Annotated in this window: 14 protein-coding genes; 1 reads left to right on the forward strand and 13 read right to left on the reverse strand. The window is 59.7% G+C overall.

What is annotated here, in order from left to right; genetic code table 11:
• Positions 1–10: 10 nt before the first annotated feature.
• The 9 genes from AAAX34_RS02460 to AAAX34_RS02500 all read right to left on the reverse strand — a co-directional run bounded on the left by AAAX34_RS02460 (position 11) and on the right by AAAX34_RS02500 (position 12466).
• A complete protein-coding gene (locus AAAX34_RS02460; protein ID WP_349109862.1) occupies positions 11–3103 on the reverse strand; it encodes a DEAD/DEAH box helicase family protein in 3093 nt (1030 codons plus the stop codon).
• A gap of 2 nt (positions 3104–3105) precedes the next feature.
• A complete protein-coding gene (locus tag AAAX34_RS02465) occupies positions 3106–4308 on the reverse strand; it encodes a restriction endonuclease subunit S (protein ID WP_349109863.1) in 1203 nt (400 codons plus the stop codon).
• Positions 4309–4310: 2 nt separating this feature from the next.
• A complete protein-coding gene (locus AAAX34_RS02470; RefSeq protein ID WP_349109864.1) occupies positions 4311–6107 on the reverse strand; it encodes a class I SAM-dependent DNA methyltransferase in 1797 nt (598 codons plus the stop codon).
• Between the two features lie 2 nt (positions 6108–6109).
• Positions 6110–6316 (reverse strand): hypothetical protein, encoded by a 207-nt coding sequence (locus AAAX34_RS02475; RefSeq protein ID WP_117773406.1) that lies wholly within the window; start codon positions 6314–6316, stop codon positions 6110–6112.
• A 305-nt stretch (positions 6317–6621) separates the two neighbouring features.
• A complete protein-coding gene (locus AAAX34_RS02480) occupies positions 6622–8985 on the reverse strand; it encodes a hypothetical protein (protein ID WP_349109865.1) in 2364 nt (787 codons plus the stop codon).
• A gap of 374 nt (positions 8986–9359) precedes the next feature.
• Complete coding sequence (locus tag AAAX34_RS02485) at positions 9360–10094, reverse strand: 3'-5' exonuclease (protein ID WP_349109866.1); 735 nt, start codon at positions 10092–10094, stop codon at positions 9360–9362.
• 456 nt (positions 10095–10550) lie between these two features.
• Positions 10551–10757 carry a hypothetical protein gene (locus AAAX34_RS02490; protein WP_349109867.1) on the reverse strand — a complete coding sequence of 69 codons (207 nt, stop codon included), beginning with the start codon at positions 10755–10757 and terminating at the stop codon, positions 10551–10553.
• On the reverse strand, positions 10733–10894 hold the full coding sequence (locus AAAX34_RS02495; protein ID WP_349109868.1) for a hypothetical protein: 162 nt from the start codon (positions 10892–10894) through the stop codon (positions 10733–10735). Before AAAX34_RS02495 ends, AAAX34_RS02490 begins: the two co-directional genes overlap by 25 nt.
• Before the next feature lie 192 nt (positions 10895–11086).
• Entirely contained in the window at positions 11087–12466 is a 1380-nt protein-coding gene (locus AAAX34_RS02500; RefSeq protein ID WP_349109869.1) for an ATP-binding protein, read from the reverse strand.
• A gap of 591 nt (positions 12467–13057) precedes the next feature.
• Here AAAX34_RS02500 and AAAX34_RS02505 point away from each other — a divergent pair.
• Positions 13058–14056, forward strand: coding sequence for a hypothetical protein (locus tag AAAX34_RS02505; protein WP_349109870.1), 999 nt, complete (start codon positions 13058–13060; stop codon positions 14054–14056).
• A 541-nt stretch (positions 14057–14597) separates the two neighbouring features.
• On the opposite strand, the gene xdh is transcribed toward AAAX34_RS02505, so the two are convergent.
• The 4 genes from xdh to ssnA all read right to left on the reverse strand — a co-directional run bounded on the left by xdh (position 14598) and on the right by ssnA (position 22383).
• A complete protein-coding gene (xdh, locus tag AAAX34_RS02510) occupies positions 14598–17375 on the reverse strand; it encodes a selenium-dependent xanthine dehydrogenase (protein WP_349109871.1) in 2778 nt (925 codons plus the stop codon).
• Between the two features lie 12 nt (positions 17376–17387).
• On the reverse strand, positions 17388–17867 hold the full coding sequence (locus tag AAAX34_RS02515; protein ID WP_035137469.1) for a 4Fe-4S binding protein: 480 nt from the start codon (positions 17865–17867) through the stop codon (positions 17388–17390).
• Positions 17868–17878: 11 nt separating this feature from the next.
• A complete protein-coding gene (ygfK, locus tag AAAX34_RS02520; RefSeq protein ID WP_349109872.1) occupies positions 17879–20878 on the reverse strand; it encodes a putative selenate reductase subunit YgfK in 3000 nt (999 codons plus the stop codon).
• Between the two features lie 149 nt (positions 20879–21027).
• Positions 21028–22383 carry a putative aminohydrolase SsnA gene (gene ssnA, locus AAAX34_RS02525; protein ID WP_349109873.1) on the reverse strand — a complete coding sequence of 452 codons (1356 nt, stop codon included), beginning with the start codon at positions 22381–22383 and terminating at the stop codon, positions 21028–21030.
• Between the last annotated feature and the right edge of the window lie 112 nt (positions 22384–22495).

The following is a 22495-nucleotide window of genomic DNA, read 5'->3' on the forward strand; positions in this document are numbered from 1 at the left end:
TCCTCATCGTCTACTTGAACTTCTCCACCAGCAACTGCCCGATGGCGCTCATCATGGCGCGATACTTCTCACTGTCCTCAAAGAGGCTGGTAAAGGAGTCCGTGTTCTCCACATAGGCGCGGCGAGCCTCCTCATCGAACACCTTGGGCAACAGACTAGATTCGAAAACTTGTCTGCCGTCGCGACGGATGGTGTCGGCGACCTGCGGGTTGTCAGCAATACGCTTCCACAGCGTATCGATCACCACGCGGTCTCCCTCAGTGAAGTTGCCCGCCCACTGCTCATTGAACTTATCCACGAGCACCTGCAGCGGATCGCGCTTCTTGTCGGGTACAACAGTCTTAGCCGAGCCGCCGGGTTCGAACACTCCGCCAGTACCCTCGAGCGAGATGCTCCCCTCGAACTCACGCTTGAGCTTGTAGAAGCGCATCTCAACCTTATCGTCCACCGCTTCGACGGGAATCTTCTCAACTTTGAGGAGATGACGCAGATAGCTTAGATACACGTACTCCTTATGCAGGTCACGGTCAAACATGCGCACGATCTGGGTGATGTAGGTGTACCACTTGCAGAAGCTGCGCACCTTGCGGCGCACCTGGTAGCGCTCATCATCGTCCAGCTCGTTATAGCGCGCGACCGCCGGCTTCAAGACGGCCGCGAGCTTACCCTGCACGTTGCTCTGCGACTTGCCCTTGCCATCGGTGAAGACCATCTCGGCCGCGGCCTCGATATCGGACTCGTCATAGAGCCCGTAGCCGCGGATGTCGGTCTGCACCTGGTAAAGGAGATCGGTGTTGATCTGCTCGGAGAGCGACGTCTCGGTGTAGAAGCGCTCGAACGCCTTCTGGATGTCCTCGGGCTTGTTGACGAAGTCGAGGATGTAGGTGTCCTCCTTGTCCGGGTGGATGCGGTTGACGCGGCAGAGCGTCTGGACGGCCTTCACGTCCTTGAGCTTCTTGTCCACCACCAGCGTGTGCAGCAGGGGCTCGTCGAAGCCCGTCTGGTACTTCTCGGCTACGACGAGCACGTCGCCATAGTTGTGAAACTCGGCCTTCGTCTGGCTCTCAGCAACACGCTGGCCGTCGTGGCCGACGTTGAGGGACGGCTCAGTGTACTCGGGGCCGTCAGGACCGTCCGCAGGGTCGCTGATGCCACCAGAGAACGCCACCAGCACTTCGATGTCTTCATAGCCCCTCTTTTGCATGTAGCGCTTGATCTCGTGGTAGTAGCGTACTGTCGCCAAGCGCGATGCCGTGACCACCATCATCTTGCCCTTTCCGCGGATTTTGGTGCGTGTCACGTTGCGGAACGTCTCCACAATGATCTCGGCCTTCTGACCGAGAGCGTAGGGGTGCAGCTCCTTGTACTTGCGGAGCAGTTTGAGCGTGGGACTGCTCGGCACGTCGGGGTTGTCGGGGACCGTGCGCGCGAGCTCGACCGCCTCCGAATAGCTCACGTAGTTGGCGAGAGGGTCCATGATGAAGCCTTCCTCGATCGCCTGCCGCATCGAGTAGACGTGGAACGGGTGGAACGACCCGTCGGACCACTCGTCGCCGAACATCTCGAGCGTCTGCTCCTTCGGCGTTGCGGTGAAGGCCACGAAGGTCAGGTTCTGATGACGGCCGTGGCTCGCGAGCTCGCTGGCGAGTTCATCCTCCCAGTCGGCTGCGGCGTCCTCGGCTTCCGCCTCGATCTCAGCGTACTCCTCGAGCGCGTCGCGCTTGTCGGCAAGGGCGCTCTTGAGCTTGAGCGCGCTCGTTCCCGTCTGGGACGAATGTGCCTCGTCGACGATGATGGCGAAGCGCTTACCCTTGCTCTCGACCTGCTCGTAGATCACGGGGAACTTCTGAAGGGTCGAGACGATGAGACGAGCGCCGCCGTTGATGGCGTCCCGCAGGTCGGCCGAGGTCTTGTCCTTGCCGATGGTCACGACCGAGCCGATGGCGTGATCGAAGCCCGAGATGGTCTCCTGCAGCTGGCTGTCGAGCACTCGGCGGTCGGTGACGACGACCACGGAGTCGAACAGCGGGGTGTCATCCACAAAGAGGGATGCAAGGCGATAGGCCGTCCAGGCGATGCTGTTCGACTTGCCCGACCCCGCCGAATGCTGCACGAGGTAGTTCTTGCCCGTCCCGTTCGCGCGCACGTCGGCGATGACCTTACGCACGGAGTCGAGCTGGTGGTAACGGGGGAAGATGATGCGCTCCTTCTTGCGCTTCACCTCGTTGCCGCGTGCATCGAGCTCTGTCTCTTCCTTGACCTCCAGGTGGAGGAACTTGTTGACGATATCGAGCAGGCTGTCCTTCTGCAGGGCGACCTCCCACAAGTGGCTCGTGGCATAACCGTCGGGATTTGCGGGGTTGCCGGCGCCGCCGTCGTTTCCCGCCCCGGCGGAGCCCTGGTTGAACGGCAGGAAGAAGGTCTTCGCGCCCTCCAGCTTGGTGGTCATGTAGACATTTTCGAGATCGACGGCGAAAAAGGCCACCATGCGCGTGTTGAACTTGAGACAGCGACACCTCGGGTCGCGGTCCTCGCGCCACTGGCGCATGGCATTCTCAACGTCTTGGCCGGTGAACTGGTCCTTGAGCTCTATGCCCACCAGGGGGATGCCGTTCACGTCCAGGACCATGTCGATGGTCTGGTTGCCCGTCTCGGCGAAGTGGAACTGGCGGATGCAGCGGCAGACGTTCTTGGCATAGCGGTCGGCGGCGCTTTCGTTAAGCCCGCTCTCCGGCTTGAAGAATACGACCTTGAAAGGAATTCCTCGGTGCTTGAAGCCGTGTTTGAGCACCGCGACCATACCTAGGCGGTCGACGGCGTCGTTGAAGACCTTGGCGAACTTCGCCGTGGAATCGGAGTTGCACATGCGCTCGAAGCGATCCCACGCCTTGGGCTGCGTCGTCTGGATGAAGTTGACCAGGGTAGCGGCGTCGAGCGCACGGTCACGATGCTCCATGTAGCCGCCGCCGACCATCTGATAGGTGCCGTCCTCGACGTAGAGGAGCGAATGCCTGTCGTCGCACTTGAAGAAACCGCCCTCAGGCGAGCAGAGAAACGACTCGATGTCCTCTTCGAGGTTCTTTTCCTTTGTTTGAGCGGCCATACTTAGACCTCCCTTTTTCCAGTAACGACTTCGTAGATGAGCGACTGCTTGTACGCCTTGAGGTCGGCGATGATAGCTTGCTTGGCCTCTGTCGATTCGAAAATGGAAGCATACAGGTCATCCAGTTCCGCCACGATACCCTGCTGCACCTCGATAGAAGGCACTGGAACCGCTATGTCAAACAGGTCACTTGTATACAAGCGTCTGAAACCATCCGCGACACCGGAGATGCGAATTATGAATTCGTCAATCATTGCTGCTGTATGGAATACGTACTCAAGATATTTCAGTGAGGTTCTCCCCATATCGATGGCCCGATAAACGGCATATTCTGGGCTAATCAAGCCGTTGTAAGGCGACACGTACATCACGCCGTAATACGCTTTTAGCTTATTGAAGACCAGGTCGCCCGCATGAACAATTTTGGCACCAACGAGGCTTGATGTCGGATTCGGTATAGACAGCTCAGCAGAACGAAGCACTCCACGAGCGATCGTAATTGACAGCGGTTCTCCGATTCCGTCAGGAGATTTATCCTTGGACTCCTTCAGCACGTATTTGAGTTTCTCTCGTGGCGCTTCGTGCGAAACTCTGGTAATCACTTCTTCCAAACGCGCAGAGCGATATAGGTTCAGTTCCTCGATAGACCGCTCGGCGGCGGAGACGGCGCGGTCGATCTCGGCGCACTTCTCGTCCAGATAGTCCGCGATGCGGCGCTGCTCGTCGAGGGAAGGAACCGGAATACGCGTATTGAGAAAATCCTCAACATGAAGGTCCCACTGGCCCACCCTGAGACCAGTTGACAGTTTGTGCCACTCGTCAGCGTAAGAACGACAGCGCAGCAGATAGTGCGCGTACTTCGGCAGCAACAGAGGGCTGGTGAACTTAAACACATGGTAAGCAGGGCTGACTATGCCTTCGTAGGCAGACAAGGCCATAGAGCCTTGCCAACCTTTCATCTTGTTGATGACAAAGTCTCCAACCTCAACGAATTTGTATTTGCTCGTATCGAGCGACGTCACATTATGGTTATCGCTCCGGCTGTCCTTTGGCACTATTCCGTAATCGCGGTACAGCGACAGGACCGTCGCGTCAGGCCTGCCCGTTGTTCTCGATGCTTTGAAATAGCCTTTCAGGCGACTTGTCGACCAAGAAGATGGAATCATCCCAAGGTAATTGCATCCGCTGTCCTTCATCTCCCGCATCGCTAGCGCACCTCTCCGAAGAGCGCCTCGAGGCTCTTCTCGAGCGTCTTCTCGTGCTCTAGGATGCGCTTGGCGATTTCGTCGGCCGGCTCGAGCTCGGCGTACTTGTAGAACACGCGCGTGAACGGGACGGTGTAGCCCACCTTGGTCTTCTTCTTGTCCACCCAGGCGTACTTGTTGTACGGGCGTACCTCGCGCTCGATATAGGCGTCAATGTCCTGAGTGAGCGGGATGTCCTCGGTGTCCTCCTTGGCCTTGTCCGCCTGCATTTTCCCGCGTTTGTTAAGGACGGGTTCTCCGTCCTCATCGACGACGGGGCTCTCCACGGCAACGCGGTTGAAGCCAAACTCGACCGTCTCCATCAGGCGCGCCTCGACGGAGACCTCTAGTCCGTTGGACCCGGCGCCCGTCCAAGTGCCGTCGCGATACTCGGAGTACGCCTGGACGATAAGGTCGCGGCAGGACTTGGTGATGTCGTTCTTCTTGTCGCCAATGCCCTTGCGGCGCTTCTCGAAGCACCGGGAGGCGTCGATGAGCAGCACGTGGTCGCGATGCTCCGGTGCCTTCGCCTTGCTGAAGAGCCAAACGTAGGTGGCGATGCCGGTGTTGTAGAACGAGTCGCAGGGCAGCTGCACGATCGCGTCGAGCCAGTCGTTCTCCAACACGTATCGGCGGATGCTGTCCTCGCCGCTGCCGGGCTTGCCCTTGTAGAGCGGACTCGCGTCCTGGACAATCGCCATCACGCCGTCGTCCTTGAGCTTAGACAGGCCGTTGAGCACGAAGAGCATCTGACCATCGCCCTTGGCGGGAAGCTTCTCAACGGGGAAGCGTCCACCGCCGGCAGTCTTGAATTCCTTCTCCACCGAGGGGGCCTGAGGATTCCACGGGTCACCGAAGGGTGGATTGGAAATGCAGTAGTCGAACTTGAAGCCATCGAACTTATCGGCGGAGAGGGTATCTCCGAAGCGCATGTTGGCGTCGTCCTCGCCACGAATTAGCGCACTCGCCTTCGCGATGCCGAAAGTGAAGGGATTGAACTCCTGGCCGTAGCAGGTTACACGGGCCTCGGCGTCGAGCTGGCGCAGGCGCTCCTCGGTGCAGCCGAGCATCTGCGAGGTTCCCATGGTCTGGTCGTAGACGGTCTTCGTGATGCGGTCGCCGTCGAAGACGTGCGGGTCCGCCTGAATGAGCAGGTCGGTCATGAGATACACGATGTCGCGGCTCGTGAAGTGAGCGCCGGCGTCCTCGTCGTAGGACTCGGAGAAGCGCTGAATGAGGTTCTCGAAGATGTAGCCCATGTCCACAGCTTTGATCTTGTCGGGCGACATGTCGGCCTGCGGCTTGCAGAAGTCGCAGACGACCTGGTAGAGCAGCGGGGCGTCTGGGTCGGAGAGGCGTTCGATCTGGTCGGCGAACTTCATGCGCGCCAAGATGTCCTGCACGTTGTCCGAGAACCCGTTGATGTAGTCCTTGAAGTTGTCCTCGATGTTCTCCGGGTCGGCCTTGAGCGTCTCGAAGGTGAACTTAGAGGTGTTGTAGAAGGGGTAGCCGGAGGCATCGCGCAAAAAGCCGTCCTTCACGGAAAAGGCTTTGTATTTCTCAGCTGCGGCGAGAACGGCATCGTGCGTGGGCTCAAGGCAGTCGTGGAAGCGTTTGATAACGGTCATAGGAAGGATGACCAGGCCGTACTCATGAGGCTTGTAGGGGCCACGCAGGGTATCGGCGGCACTCCAAATGAGAGATGCCTTCTCTTGAATATTGGCGCCAACGGCCCTGATAAGATCGTCGCTATCCGCCACTGCTATTTCTCCTTCTTGGTCAGATATTCGATGAGGCTCATCTTTACCAGCGAGGTAAAGCTGATGCCAGAAAGCGCAGCGGCGTCCTTCGCCGCATCACGCATGTTTTTAGGTATGCGGATGGTCACGGCAACGTTCTCGCCATCCACAAGAAAGCTCTTGAGCTCGCTTGTCTTGGCCTCTCCGTCGACAAGCTCGGCGTATTTCATTGGCAACCCCCGCGATTGCATGATGCAATACAAATGTGCCTATGATTCTAGCAAAGGACTGAAAACTAATTACCGTCTAGCACAGATGGATAGACAAGTAATTAAACGCCAATAAGAAGGGGGAATAACATTCTGAACCGTCGTCTCTCCCGCCTGAAGGAGCTCGATGAGAACTAGTCGGCAACTCAAAAGACACCGAGCAAGCCGCTAACGCACTTATCACGTTCCACAAAGAAATGGGTAAGCATGACGCCAGCTTGAGCGAGGGCGCTGATGGTATAGAATTGCAGCCAGACTGCCCGAACCTATTCATCACTTGTTGCCGGCAAGCTATTGAGCGGCTCACCCTCACCGGCGGTGCCAAGGCGCCTCTGCATCTTCTCGATCTGCTTAAGGGTCGAAGTCAAATACCCAAGACCCCTCTTCAACTGCTTAAGCAACCTGCTATCCCTGCGGTCCCCCTTTCCATTCTCCTTCTCGACATCTTCCTCAACACCAGCGATGCTGCGTTGCACGGCCTCGGCCGCTTTCCGAACCAAAATGGCCCCTTCATGCGGGCAGCGGTCAGTTGCTACATCAAGAAAAGCAAGGAGCCTCGAACATTCGACGAGTACGAACTGCGCGTAGTTCTCCCCCATCGATGCCGCCAAGGCAACGCCGCCGGAACCCAATAGACCAAGCGCGGCGCCGCCGCCCGTAATCAAAGCAGTGCCACCGGCCATGCCCATGCCGCCGGCGGCTAAGGCCCCACCGCCAGCTGCAGCAAGGCTCGCATTGACAAGCGCAGCCCCGTGAAGGCCGACAAACGAGCCTCCAAAGATACCGACAGCAATATCCGGAGCCAATGCCGCGGCCACTCCTCCTGTGCCTACGGCCGCCGCCACGACAATGACGCCACCCACCAAAAGCTTTGGCAATGTACCTGAAAGCTCGCGGAAGCGTGTCCCGCAACGTTTCTCGAGGGAACGTATGGCGTCCAAATCAACCGCGTCTTGTCTCCTGGGAAATTCATCTTTAACCCAAGCCCCGCTCCCCTTCAAACCTTTGTATTCCTTCTTCTCTTCATCTCCTATCTGGAAATAGGGGCGAAACTCAACCAGCTCCTGAGCGATCAGCAAAGCGCGCACCTTGCCGCCTCGCTGCCGCGAAATAGCCTCAAGGGCTCCGCACGCATCTTCCTCGCTCAAAAAATAGCCGTCTGCATCAATGCCTAGGCCATCCGTGACCGAATCCTGCCACGCGCGGGCCCAGCTCCTCTTTTGCCCTTTGCGCACTTCGTTCTTCTCGTTCCCGCAGTCGTAGTTGATGGCGGCAAGCTTCAGCGAGAAGGCAATCCTCGTCGTTTCTCTATCTAGGCTATAAAAGTGGAATCCATCGAAAATATCCTGGCGGCGCCTGGCACGCTCAGTCCAAGCCTCGGACATTTCCTCCGCCATATAGCCCCAGTCGGCATGGAGGGCAAACGCAAGGCGTCCAACTCCAACGTAGTTTATTCGCAAGAAGAACTTCTGGGCGAACACGACCTTGTTCCCCTCGTATTCGATACCCGCCCTGACCACCGCCGTCGCCAGATTCGCCAGAACGAACGAAGTACTCGAAACCGTGACCATGCGAGTGAGGGCCCTGCTGTTGTAGGGCATGAAATGCGAAGCCTTGAGCTTGCGCAAGCCGGAGACATCACTCACTTCGCAACGTTCTAGCTCGGCCTTGAGCCTTGAAAGCATGTAGAGACAACGAACGATAACCTCGTTGGCCACGACTGCTGGCACCTGACTTAAAGCTTGATCGAAAAGACCGACTTCCGTCCGAAGGTCGAAGCGAATGGGCTTGCCGTCCTCGGTTTTGAACGCCGTTCCGTTAAACAGCTTTGAGATCCATTGCTGAATGCGAATATCCTTGCCCTTATAGGCAATCTGCATGTCTTGAAAAACAGGCAGGGAGGAGAGCTCCTTTAGCAGGGACAGCACAACGCCGGGAATACCCGTCCCCTTACCGGGGTTTGAACTAGACCCCGCCATGTCGCTCACGAGATGCATTGCCCAGAACAGAGTGCCAAACGCGATCTTCTCTGGAACGTTCCTGCCTATAAGAGGGCAGTCGGGATCGAAGGCGGCGGCAGGCAGGTCAAAGGTGACAAACCAGCCGGCCGTATCGGTACCATAGCCTTTGCACGTGAATTGCGAGAGGATCGAACACGCAAGGCCAACCAAGCTCGGGTGGTGCGAGAAGTCCCGCAGATGATGTTGGAGCCCGCCGCCAAACTCGGCAGTCAGCTTGTCCGCGGCAAGAGGAAACCCTTTCTCTAGAAAGCGAATAGCGTCTTCTAGAGTTGCATCCGCCTTTGTCATACCCGCAGACTTGGCAATCGTAAGAACGAATTTGCCAACCTTCTCGTCGCCCCACTCTTTGGCACCCTCTAGGTTGAAGTCTTTCTGCCACAGGATATTCAACGCGCCCGTGAGGAGCCCGCTAACGGCTGCAAGTTCATAGTCGAGCTTCGTAGCCTTTTCAGCCCGAGGGTCAAAATCAAAGAGGACCTCCTCCCCATCGGGAGCGTCCTTAAAACCAACCAGCACGGCGCTACCGTTCAGCGGCACAGATGCAACTTTGGGCAGTTGAGGCATGGTGTAAACTATCTCGCCGCCACTAAAAACAAGTTCGTCTGCCATACCGGCTTCCTCCTGCAAACGCGTAAAACTAGATTGCTCTACGCCGCCAAATCCCTCTCGTAGAACTACTCGATAATCTCGATGATGCAGTTGCTCAGAACCTCGTCGGAACTGTTCGCCTCTGGCAGCCTGTACGCCTCATTGTGAACGATAACGCGCACAGCGTCACGGGTCTATGCCTGCCCATCCAGCGAATCATGTTAGCAAGCCGTTCTTCGACAATGGATGCCATCTCGGTGTCCATACTCTTGACCTGCCTGGTCTCGGCGGGCGTCAGCGTGTCCTTGAATAGCATCTCAAGCACAGCCCTCTGATGCTGATTCTGGAATCCTTCCCGCAACCATTCCTTCTGCTTGCGCCCAATGGGCACCCGCCTACCTCCCCTCCGCCTTCAGCTTCAGCAGCAGGTCGCCCAGCTCGGGGCACTTCTTGGAAAGGCGCGTCTGAGCTCGCTCGCCCATCCCCCACCGCTGGCGGATCTCCTGGACACGCGGACTCACGTGGTAGTCCCCGTCCATCATCTGCTTGAGCAGCTTGGCGGTCACGCGCGCATCGGCCAGGGCGCTGTGGGCGTGACCCGTCGACTCGTCGAACTCGATGCCAAACCACGTCGCCGCGTCACTCAAAGAGACGCACCCGTGGCTGCCCACATCCATGATCGAGGTGTAAAAAGCCTGCAGGTCGGCCCAGTCCGTAGGAAATGCGGCAAGGTCGATTTGCTTTGCCTGGCACTCGGTCATAAGCTGTCGATGATCCGCCCCGCTCCAGCAAACTATCTGGGCGGAGCAGCGGCCGATCCAATCGCTGAGCCTTTTGATCACCACGTAGAGCGGATCGGCCATCGCGGTGTCCACGGCCGATATTCCCGTGAGCTCGCGGACGGGAAACGCAACGCCTTCGGTAAATTCCGTCTGCACAAACTGCGAGAACTCGCCCATAACGTTGCCGTGGTAATCGAGCTTGACGGCGCCGATCTCGATAATCTCGTTGCGCAGTCCACGGCGCTGGCGCTGCTTTGGCACCGGCGCAAACTCAAAGTCCAGCACAATCTGGCGCGCAAAGTTCGTCGTATCGATAGCCGAAATATCCGGCGTCTTTTTGTCTGGCACGGTCAGGGCCTTTCTCCGTCAACTGCCGCTCGTTACATAGGCGGCTACATTGCCGTAAGGATAGGAACCCGTGCGGACATGAAAGCGGGACGCAATATACCATGCGCCAAGCACACGCCATGCAGACGGCCCCAAGAGAGTCGACCGCTCTATTCAAATGCATGAAAAAGATTAGGCCCGGTGACTTGAATCAGCGGTCATCCCGGGCCCATCAGAGCTCGTAGAGCTCTTGGTTGCTTTGGTCTTGCTCTTCACGGCGCTTATCGAACTTTCCGAGGCACTCAAACAGCATTCGAAGCATAACAAGTCGCTGCCATTAAGGCACTGACCTCTTGACCAAGCAACGGCGCTGCCCAGCTATCACCCTTGGGCTGCCGTCAACTTTATTCTATCCGCGAGCATCTGGTTTACCAAATGGATTTTCGGTAAAGGAAGCACGGCACGCCCGCAAAACCACTACGCCCCAAGTGCCGCCATGGGAATCACCGCCACGCCGTCGTCGCGTGTGTAGGCAATGCTCCCCTTTCCAACCACGACCGCCAAAAACGCCGGCGCGGCATTCTGGGCGGCAGGATTGGAGAGCACTTTCCTCTCCAGCGCCTTGAGATTTCTCGCTCCATCGTCTGCTTTCGCATCACTCAGTTTAACCTCGATGACTCCCATCCGCACAGGTCCTCGGTCAGCTTGAGCCTGTTGAAGAGATCCAGGTACGCAGCGATGGTCCTCTCGTCGGGGCCCGCCTCACCGTACGAGGCGTCCTTTATGAGCGTCTTGTACGTGACAGCCTGTCTCTCGTTCATGGCAAGAGCTCGCAAAAGGCCGTGTGCAAGCTCGGGCGATCATGCGATATGCGAAATTACGCCATTCTCAATGTAGTTTTTACGCCGTTCTCAATGTATTTTTTACGCCATTTTTATTGTAGGTTTTACGCTTGGCATCATTGGCGCGACCCATTCCGAGCAGCGCATCAGAGCGCTTGGTTATCTCCGCCCTCACATCTCGGCAAACGAAATCAGCTTGGTATCTCCCCTGTTCGCCGCAGCTTCCTGACATCCTTGCGTAAAGCCACGCTTCGAGAAGATCACGTAGCTTTTATGCTGCCGTCTAAAGAGCTCGCTCCGGTGCACGAGCTTTTGCAGCACGTCTTCGCCCACCGGTTCATTGCGCCATTTGCACTCCGCAAACAGCGCAGCACCCTCGCCATCGTCAACAATCAAGTCGATTTCTTCCTGCGTATGCGTGCGATTATCCGTTCCCCACCAGCGCCCGACGCTCGCCGGAACCACGTCGAGCCGGCCCGCGCGCGCGAGTTCGTACACGTATTGTCTGCATATAAGCTCAAAGACCGTACCCATGTAATCCGATACGTGCGGCTCAATGCGCTTATACGCCATCTCGGCCATATCGTTTTGAATCAGCCCAATGTTCTGCGGCACAAACTTGTACCAGAACCTAAACATCTGGTCGCTCAGCAGATACACGGCTCGCTTATTGCTCGTCTCGTTTAGGGGCAGCTCGCGCTCGACAATCCCAAGCGACGCCAGCTTATCCATATAGCTCTTTACGTTGCTCGCAGGGATTCCCGTGGAGCTCGCAATCTCCGAGATTCTCGAGCGCTCCTGGGCAATTGCCTGCACGATCGCGTCATATTGCTCGGGATTGCGGCACTCTTGCAATAGCAGGTTGCTCGGCTCCTCAAAGAGATAGCCCGTAGGAGTAAGAAAGAGACGTTTGATGTTGTCCTTGAGCGGTGCGGCAGGATCGACTTTCTCGATATATGCAGGAATGCCGCCCGTCATGCCATAGCAAACCGCAGCGTCTTCGCGACCCATGCTCTGCCACAGGCCGAGGGTCGTCGTAAAATCGAGCGGCATGATCTTAAACTGGGCCGTACGCCTACCGTATAGTGGGCTCTCGTAGCCCAACACCTGTTCCTCCATAAACGAAAGAGACGAGCCGCATAGAATCAGCATGAGCTTGGTCTCTTTGTACAGGTGATCAATCTTGTCTTGCAGCAACGAGCTGATCTCGGGATTCGATTGGGCGAGATGGGGATACTCGTCAATCACGACAATCAAACGTTCCGTGCGAGCCATGGTGGCCAATGCATCGAACGCCTCGTCAAAACTACGAAACGACACGCCTGCAGCACCAACCGAACCCGCAAGTATCGCCTGGCTAAAGCCGTGCAGGTTTGCCTCTGCATTGGTACGACGAGCTTGAAAGTAAATAGCCTTCTTGCCTTGGATGAACTCTGTGATGAGACGCGTTTTGCCCACACGACGACGGCCGTAAACCACAGGCATCTCAAAGGAGCCCGTGCCATACAGGCGATTGAGCTCGGACATTTCCGCTGTTCTTCCGATAAACATAGGGCCATCCTTCCTTTACGTTATAGCTAGCTATATTATACCTTCCTATAATATAGCTAGCTATAACGTAATTCGACAAGCGGCGCACACGAAAGGGGCGGTACACCACCGCACGTGGACCGTTCCGGAAAATGTATCCCGTTCTGAGCGCTCATTCCGGGATGCAATTTCCGCTTGAGGCCCGATCCGGAAACGGCATCCCACTCCGAGGCCGAAATCTGGGACACAGTTTCCGGTTGAGGGCGGTTCCAGAAAGCGCGTCCCATTCCGAACATCAATTCCGGGACACAGTTTCCGCCGACACAGACGACGACCTGCAGCCCTTATCACATACCTTCAAATATGCGATCCAGAAACACAAAACAGCAGATAGAATGCTCTTTTTCAAAAAGTACACGTCCCGAAACTTACCAAGACTTCATATCCAGCTACCGTTCACGGTCGCCGATTACCGCCCACCGATTCAAACAAGAAATATGTCGCCATAAGCAGGTCATCTACCTGCATGGTTAGATTTTGGTCAGCTTTTGGTCAGCTGAGCGGCAAGTTCCAGCTGATACGTTTTTGCTACCCAAAAGGAGGCGGTAGCTCATGACCCATTGTAATGACCAGCTCATCGACCAACTGCTCACTCAAGCCGAACAAGAGGGGCGCTGTCTGATTCCTCCGAGCGCGGCGATCCGAAAAGCGCTCCTTCGGCGCATCGGCAGCGCGGTCGTCTCCCCCATGCCGGGTTTGTTCGCGCGCAAAATGCGCTGGGATGAGCTCAACCGGGCGCAGCGTCATTGCGAGATTATTCGCGCCCTTGCGATCATCCACCCCGATTGGACGTTCTACTCGTTTTCGGCAGCTTGCCTGCTGGGGCTCGAGGTCTCGTGGCGACACCTGAATGTCGTGCATGTTTGCAGCTCGACAAAGCCGTCGGCTCGTCCGGGCGCACATATTCAGCGGCACCAGATTGAGCCGGCCGGAGCAATACGCAGAGCCGGCATATCGGTAACGCCGCCCATCCAAACGGTCACAGATTGCCTGCTGCAAACTGGTTTTGCCGATGGCATGCCCATTGCCGATTCGGCGATCCTAAAGCTCGGCCTTGCGCGGGAACAGCTGATGGAGGCCGTTGAGCAACGAGCGACTGCCCGCAATGGTCGCGCGATCCACACCGCCCTCGCAACGCTTCGATATGCCGACGCCCGCGCCGAGAGCGGCGGGGAATCGGTCGCCCGAGCCGTCATGATCGAGACGGGCTTTGCGCCCGACAGGCTTCAATACGAGCTGACGGACCCCTTCGATTCGGCCAAACCCATACGAACGGACTTTGCCTGGGAGCGCCAGGCGCGGGAACTCACGCTGGGCGAGCTCGACGGGCTCATCAAATATACCGACCAGACCATGCTGACCGGACGCACCACCGCCGAGGCGCTCGTTGCCGAACGACAGCGCGAGGCACACCTATCGCTCTACGGTCACCCTCTGTTGCGCTTTACCATGAACGAGGTCCGCTCGGCAGGAGTGCTCGCCAAAAAGCTGCAGACGGCAGGCATCCGGCAGACCGCGCTGCCGACATGGCTCAACGAGGTGGACCTGTAGGAGCTGTTGAGCTTATGCCCGCCTGCCCATCAAACTGGGGCACACTTTCCAGTTGGCGGCACCGCGGAAACCATATCTCAGATTGAGTGCTCAGAATGGGATGCGCCTTCCATATGGCATACCTAGCGGAAACCGTGTCCCGGAATCAAGGCCCAGAACGGGACACGCTTTCCGGCTGAAGCGCCCAGCGGAAACTGCATCCCGGAATAGACGCTCAAACTGGGACGCAATTTCCGCTAAGGTTCCATCCGGAAACTGTGTCCCACTCCGAGCGTCAATTCTGGGATGAACTTTCCGCCAGAGGGTTCAGCCGGAAACGGCATCCCACTCTGAAGCGAAATTCTGGGACACGCTTTCCGCTAGAGGCTCAAAAGGAAAGCGCATCCCATTCTGAGCGGCAAATCCGGGACGCAGTTTCCGTATGCGGAGGCGCTCCAAACAAAAGGCCCCGGCTCGCGATGGAGCCGGGGCCAAAGGCGCAGCATATGCAGTTGGTGTTGAGCGCGAACAGCCCGTCAGCAATGGTCGTCCGCACCCTACCCTACCCGCGGTTGCGGACGCGGCTGTAGGGCGTATCCACCATGGGCAGATCGGGACGCAGCTTGCCGTCAAACGCGCGGTAGGCGTTCTGTACGGCGGGCGCCGTGGGGATCGTTGCGATCTCGCCGATGCCCTTGCCGCCGTACGCCACAGGCAGCAGCTCGTCCTTCTCCACGTAAATGGCGTGGATATCCGGAATCTCGGGCGCACGGAACAACCCGAGCGTACCGTACCTTGCCTGGGGTACGCAGTCCTTGAGCGGCCAATCCTCGGTAAGCGCATAGCCCATACCCATGAGCACGCCGCCTTCAATCTGGCCCTGGATGGAGATGGGGTTGACCACCTTGCCGGAATCGTGCGCAGCATAGACCTCGCTCACGCGGCCGTCATCGTCCAGAATGACCACATGCGTGGCAAAACCGTAGCAGATGTGGCTCTTGGGGTTGGGAACGTCGGCGCCCAGCTTGTCGGTCGGCTCCAGATACACGTAGCCAAACTCGCACCCCTCGAGCGCCTTGATGGCGGCCGCAGGATCCTGAGGATGCATGCCCTGGCCGGCGACGAGTTCCTGCGTGTGCAGCTGATAGGCGCGACCGTCGTCGTACTCGATCTTGACGCCGTCGCCATGCGCGCTCACGGGAGTATCGGGTGCAGGCTTGCCGGCCTCGATGTCAAGCATGGCATCGCGCAGCAGGAAGGCGGCACCGCGCACGGCCTCGCCGGTCACGACCGTCTGACGCGAGCCAGACGTGGTGCCGGAGTCGGGAGCGTTCTCGGTGGAGCACTCGCCATTGGCGATGCAGCGAAGCGGCAGACCGCAGGCCTCGGCAACGTCTTGCAAAAAGACGGTGTTACAGCCCTGGCCGATGTCGGACGTGGCGGCGTAGACCACGGCGCGGCCATCCTCGATGCGGATCTTGCAGCGGCCGGCATCGGGCAGGCCCACGCCCACGCCGGCGTTCTTCATGGCGCAGGCGATACCGGCGTGTCCGGGATGCGCGTAGTAGGCATCCTTGACCTCGAGCAGCGTCTCCTTCAGCGCCGTGGAACAGTCGGCAATCTGGCCGTTGGGCAAAACTTCGCCCGGCTCGATGGCGTTACGGTAGCGGATCTCCCACGGATCCAGGCCGACCTTCTCGGCCAGCAGGTCGATCAGGCTCTCGAGCGCAAACTCGGACTGGCAAACGCCAAAGCCTCGGTACGCACCGGCGGGCGGGTTGTTGGTGTAGTAGCCAAAGCCGCGAATGTCGGTATTCTGGTACTTGTAGGGGCCGACGGCATGCGTACAGGCGCGCTCGAGCACCGGGCCGCACAGCGACGCGTAGGCGCCGGTATCAAAGTTGATCTCGCAATCCAGGCCGGTAAAGTTGCCCTCGGCGTCGCAGCCCAGCGTAAAGGTGCCGTCCATGGCGTGGCGCTTGGGATGGAACGCGAGCGACTCGGCACGCGTGAGCTTGCACTTCACGGGACGCTGGAACTTATATGCGGCGAGCGCGGCCAGATGCTGGATGGACACGTCCTCCTTGCCGCCAAAGCCGCCGCCCACGAGCATGGTCTCGACGACCACGCGCTCGGGCTCGCTATCCCAGCCAAACATGTGGGCGCACTCTTTACGCGTGTCGTAGGCGCCCTGGTCGGTCGACTGCACCTTGACGCCGTTCTTGTACGGGAAGGCGACGGCGCACTCGGGCTCCAAGAAAGCATGCTCGGTAAAGGGCGTAGTAAAGCGCTGCGTCACGGTGAACGCGCTCTCCGCCAGCGCCTTGGCGGCGTCGCCACGCGTCACATGGCGGCTCTGGCACACGTTGTCCTTGAGCTCCACCGTGTTGCCAAAGGCAAAGAAACTGTCATGCAGGCGCGGGGCGTCGGCAGACCTGGCCTCGGCGATGTTGCGCACGGGCTCCAGCGGCTCGTAATCGATCTTTACGAGCTTCTTGGCCTTCTCGAGCGTCGCCTCGTCCTCGGCAACCACCAGCGCGATGGCGTCGCCCACGCAGCGGGTGATATCGCCCTGGGCGATCATGACGTCCCAGTCCTGGATAAGGTGGCCGACCTGGTTGACCGGCACGTCCTCGGCTCGCAGGATGCCCACCACACCGGGCAGGGCCTCGGCCTTGGAGGTGTCGATGGAGAGCACGCGGGCGCGCGGATACTTGGAGCGAACGGCGCTGGCATAGGTCAGGCCCGGCTGATCGAGCTCGTCGATGTCGTCGGGATACTTGCCCTCGCCGAGCACCTTCTTGCGCACGTCGATACGGAAGGCGCGCTTGCCCACGCCGTAGTCATCGCCGCGCTCCAGATCCTCGTCGATCTGCTTTTCGCCACGGAGCACCGCAGCTGCCAGCGAGATGCCCTCGATAATCTTCTTGTAGCCGGTGCAACGGCAGACATTGCCGCGGATGGCGTACTTGATCTGCTCCTCGGTGGGCTCGGGGTCCTCGGCGATGAGCGCCGCACCCGCCATGACCATGCCGGGAATGCAAAAGCCGCACTGCACGGCGCCCACGGCGCCAAAGGCATACACAAAGGCCTCGCGCACGTCCTCGGGCAGGCCCTCGACGGTCACGATGTTACGGCCGGCGGCAAGAGCGGTGGTCAGCACGCACGCCTTGACGGCCGCGCCGTCCACGTGGATGGTGCAGGTACCGCAGGCGCCCTCGGAGCAGCCGTCCTTGGCGGAGTGAATGTGCAGGTCGTCGCGCAGATAACGCAGCAACGGTTTGTTTTGGGTCGTCGTGCGCTCGACGCCGTTAACGGTAAAAGTGAATTCCTGTGCCATGGTGATTCCCCTCTACACGCCGGCGGCGATGCCGGTGCGGTCGTGGATGGCGCCATGCGGGCAGACGACGGCGCACATGCCGCACGACAGGCAGTCCGCACCGTCGATGTGGGCGCAGTTGTCCTCGATGCGGATAGCACCGGCAGGGCACTTTTTGGCGCACATGCCGCAACCGATGCAGCTGGTGTCGCAGATCTTGCGGGCGATGGCGCCCTTATCGGTGTTGTTGCAGCGCACCAGAATGTTCTGGTAGCCGGGAACGAAGGCAATCACGCGCTGCGGGCATGCCATGCCGCACAGGCCACAGCCCGTGCACTTTGAGCGGTCCACGCGGGCGACGCCATCGACCAGCGCAATGGCGCCGTGGGGGCAGGCCGTGACGCAGGCGCCACAGCCAATGCAGCCTTCGCTGCAGCGGGCGTCGCCGCCTGCAGAGGCGCAACCGCTTCCGCAGGCAACGTAGGCCACGTTATGTTGAATGGATTTGGCCATAAGAGACTCGCCTATTTCTTAAGAAGGTACGAATAGTTGTCGCGCACAGCCCTGATGGTCAGGCGGACGGCCTCGGGAAGGCCGGTGTTGACGGCATCGACCGAGACGGTGCGGACCGTATCGGCGACGCGGACCTTAAAGTGATCCTCGTCCACGGCCAGGAAGCCCTCGTTCTCGGAGTTCTCCATGTCCTCCTCGCTCCAGAACAGGGTGAGCTTGTCCTTATAGGGACGACCCTCCTGGTAGGGGCAGAACACGGCGCAGTTGCCGCACTCGTTGCACATGCCGTCGACGTGGATGACCTGATGCTTGGCCAGGCCCGGCACCTTAATTGCCACGTTGGCGCGGTTGGGGCACACGTCGCAGCAGACCTCGCACACCGAGCCGCAGCCCAGGCAGCGGGTCTTGGTGCAGTTGCGCTTGTCGCGGCACAGCGACCCCTTGCGCTCGTAGCAGGTGCCCTCGCGACCGGCCTGCTCGTTGCAGTCGGCGTACTTGTTAAAGTCCACGCCGGCGATGGCGCGGGCGACTTCGGCGGCGTCGGCAATAGCCTCGACCACGGTGGCCGGACCGCGACGGCAATCGCCTGCAGCCCAAACGCCCTCGACGCCGGTGGAGGTGGCGGCAAGACGGCCGCGACGGTCGTGCTCGACGCCCGCGGCATCGTACAGGCTGGCATCGATGCCCTCGCCCACGGCGCAGATCACCGTGGTGGCGGAAAGCTCGACGGTCTCGCCCGTGGCGACGGGGCTGCGACGGCCGCTTGCATCCGGCTCGCCGAGCTCCATAACGTCGCAGGTCAGCACGGAGCCGTTGAGCGCCTTGGGCGCCAGCAGCTCGCAGAACTCAACGCCGTCGGCAAGAGCAAGATCGAGCTCTTCCTCGTCGGCGGGCATCTGCTTCTTGGTGCGGCGATACACCAGGCGCACGTTCTTCACGCCAGCAAGGCGCTTGGCCACGCGGGCCGCGTCCATGGCGGTGTTGCCGGCGCCGATGACCACGACGTCCTCGCCCAGCTCGAGCTTCTCGCCCTTCTTGGCGGTCTCGAGGAACTCCAGCACGTCGAGCTCGGCACCCTCGCCCAGGCCCGCAGAGCCGGGCATCCAGGCACCGGTGGCCACGACCACGTCGGTAAAGCCCTGGGCCTTGAGCTCGTCAATGGAATCAACGCGAGCGTTGAGCTGCACCTTGGCGCCAAAGGCCAGGCAGAGCTCGGCGTCGTGGGAGATATCGTCGCTCGCGATACGGAACTCGGGAATCACGTGACGGACCACGCCGCCGAGAGAGTCGCGGGCCTCGAAGATGGTGACGGGCACGCCGGCACGCGTCAGGAAGAATGCCGTCGCCAGGCCGGCCGGGCCGCCGCCGATTACGGCAACGTTGTGCTCGCCGTCGTTGGCAATGGCCTGGGCGCGCAGCTTGGGCAGCACGGCGGTCATGACCTCGCGGGCGGCCTTGAGCTTGCTGGCGCGAATCTGGGCGCCCTCGGGCTCGTAGAACGCGCGCTCGCAGGCACGGCCGCAGGGATGCGGGCAGATGGTGCCGGTAATGAACGGCAGGGCGTTGCGCTCGATGATGATGTTGAGCGCGTCCTCGTAGCGACCCTCGTCAACAGCCGCCAGGTAGGCGGGAATATCCTGCTGGATGGGGCAGCTCGTGCGGCACGGCGTGGTAAAGCAGTCGGAAAGAGGGCTCTTGCCGGCGACCTTGCGGTCGGGCAGCGGACGCAGCGGCTTCTTGTAGAGCGGGTTGGTAAGCGAATCGGTCTGGATCGCGGTCACGGCCTCGAGCGAGACGCCCGCGAACGGCTTGCCATCCAGGTCGGTAAACTCGCCAGCCATCTGGCTAAAGCGCTCGTAACCGCCGGGCTTGAGCACGTCGGTCGCCAGGGTGACGGGCCAAATGCCGGCATCGTACAGGGCGCGGATGTTGTAGACCGTGGCACCACCGGAGTAGCTGATACGCAGCTTGCCATCGAACTGCTCGGTAATGCGGCGGGCAGCCTCGATGGTCAGCGAGAACAGCGAACGGCCCGACATGTACATCTCGGTGGAGGGCAGCTCGTTCCTCGTCACGTCGACGGGGAACGTGTTGGTGAGCTTGACGCCAAACTCCAGGCCGCGCTCGGCGCACAGGGCAATCAGGCGCTCGAACATGGGCACGGCGTCGGCCCACTGCAGATCCTCGCGGAAGTGCGTGTCATCGAAGACGATGTAGTCAAAGCCCAGCTCGTTGAGGCGCTGGCGGGCAAACTCATAGCCCAGCAGCGTGGGGTTGCACTTGATGTAGGTGTTGAGGCCCTTCTCGGTAATCAGATAGGTCGCGATGCGCTCGATCTCGGCCGGCGGGCAGCCATGCAGCGTGGACTCGGTGATGGAGTTGGACACGCGCGCCGGAATGGACTCGACAAACGCGGCGTCGACATGCTCAAACTTGTCCAGGTTGGCGAGCGCCCATGCGCGGCACTCGTTCCAGACGTCGGAGCCGCTGGCGTCCTTCATGCCCTCGATGTAGGCGTCGACCTTGGGGCTCTTGATGCCCTCGAGGTCATAGCCCACGGACATGTTAAAGACAAAACCGTCCGGGCTACCCAGACCGTACTCGCGAGCGATCAGGTGGCAGGCAAACCATGCCTTCACGTACTCGGCAAAGGCCTGCGGAACCTCGAGCTCGGTCGACCACTCGCAGTTGTAGCACTCGTCCTGCGCCACGATGCAGGGCTTGTTCACACACTTGGAGAGCTCCTCGCCGTCCATAACCTGAACGGTCTTGAGCTCAAAGAAGCGGGAACCGGCAACGTAGGATGCCACGATGTTTTGGGCAAGCTGCGTATTGGGGCCGGCGGCCGGGCCAAACGGAGTCTCGATGCGCTCGTCAAAAATGGGAAGCGCGCCCTCCTGGTTGGTCGTGACCATCTTGCGCACGCCAAAGATGGCGTCCTGGGTCTTGTGCTCCTCGATGATCCAGTTCATCAGCTGCGAAAACGGGATCGGCCTCATGATGTCGCTCATAATGAGCTCCTCTCTGTAACGCCCGGCGAGACCGCGCGGCGGGCGCAAATACGGTGTAGCGCTAGCACAGCGCCGGCGACCCCGCGGAGGTCGCCTATACGCGCGTCGGATGCGGCGAAACATCCGACGCGCGTGAATCTACTTGTGAATTAGTAGGTGCGATCGTTGAGCGTGCTCCAGAGCTTCTTGGACTCAGCCATAGTCCACGCGTTGATCTTTTCCTCGTCAATGCCAACGAACTCGCGATCCTTGTACAGAACCTTGCCGTTGATGATGGTGGTACGGCAGTTTTTGCCCATCATGCCAAAGAGCATGTGGCCGTCGATGTTCTCCTCGCTCAGCGGCGTAAAGGGCTTGTAGTCCATAACGATGACGTCGGCAGCGGCGCCGGCCTCGAGTACACCGAGCTTGCGATCGAAGTACTTGCTGGCCATCTTGGCGTTGTTCTCGAACAGCATGGTCATGGCCTCGCACCAGCCCACGTTGGGCATGGCGGCGTTGTGGCGCTGAATGATCAGGAAGACCTTGAGGCTCTCGAGCATATCGTGGGTGTAGGCGTCGGTACCCATGCACACGGGGATGCCGCGGCGGAAGAACTCGAGCACGGGGGCGCAGCCCACGGCGTTGCCCATATTGGATTCGGGGTTGTTGACCAGCCAGGTGCCGGACTCCTTGACGATATCCATCTCGGCGGGCGTCACGTGGATGCAGTGGCCGAGCATGGTGTCGGGACCGAGCAGGTTGTGCTGCAGCAGGCGCTCGACGGGGCTGATACCGCCGCGGTTGAGGCGGGAATCCCACACATCGTTCATGCCCTCGCACACGTGGATGTGGAAGCCGGTCAGGCCGTTGTTGGCCTCGGCCATCTTGTCCATGGTCTCGTCCGACAGCGTAAAGGTGGCGTGACCGCCAAACATGGCGGCGATCATGTGGTTGTCGTTATCGCGACGCTCCTTGGCGGCCCACTGGGCGAACTCGGCGTTCTCGGCAATGGCCTGGTCGCATTTTTCCTGGCCGCGGCGATCGGAGACCTCGTAGCACAGGCACGAACGCATGCCCAGCTCCTGAGCGGCGTCCTTAATGGTAAAGAGGCTTCCCGGGATCTCGCAGAAGCTCGCGTGGTGATCGAAGATCGTGGTGACGCCATCGCGGATGGAGTCCAAGATCGTGGCATAGGCGCTGGCCTTGGTGCCGTCGAGCGTCAGGTTGTCGTCGATCTTCCACCACTGCTGCTCAAGATTCTCCAGGAAGTTGGTGGGGTTGCAGCCCTTAATGGCAAGGCCGCGGGCCAGACCCGAGTAGATGTGGGTGTGGCAGTTGATGAGTCCGGGCATGATGAGGTTGCCCCGGGCGTCGACGTACTCGGCATCCGGGTACTTGGCCTTGAGCTCGCACTCGGGGCCCACTTCGACGATCGTATCTCCGTCAATGGCGACCGCACCGTTGGGGATGAACGGGGCCTGAGCGTTGCGGGTAAAGACGGAACCGTTAGCGACCAGAAGCATGGATGCTCCCTTCGACATCAGAGGCGGGGTTTGACACCTCTGACATGGCGGAGTGCGAAGCGCCGGCCTACACCGGAAACGGGCCCTCTCCCGTCAACGCTTCACCAAAGGG

The organism is Collinsella sp. CLA-ER-H4 (assembly GCF_040092395.1).
In the GTDB taxonomy this organism is placed as follows: domain Bacteria; phylum Actinomycetota; class Coriobacteriia; order Coriobacteriales; family Coriobacteriaceae; genus Collinsella.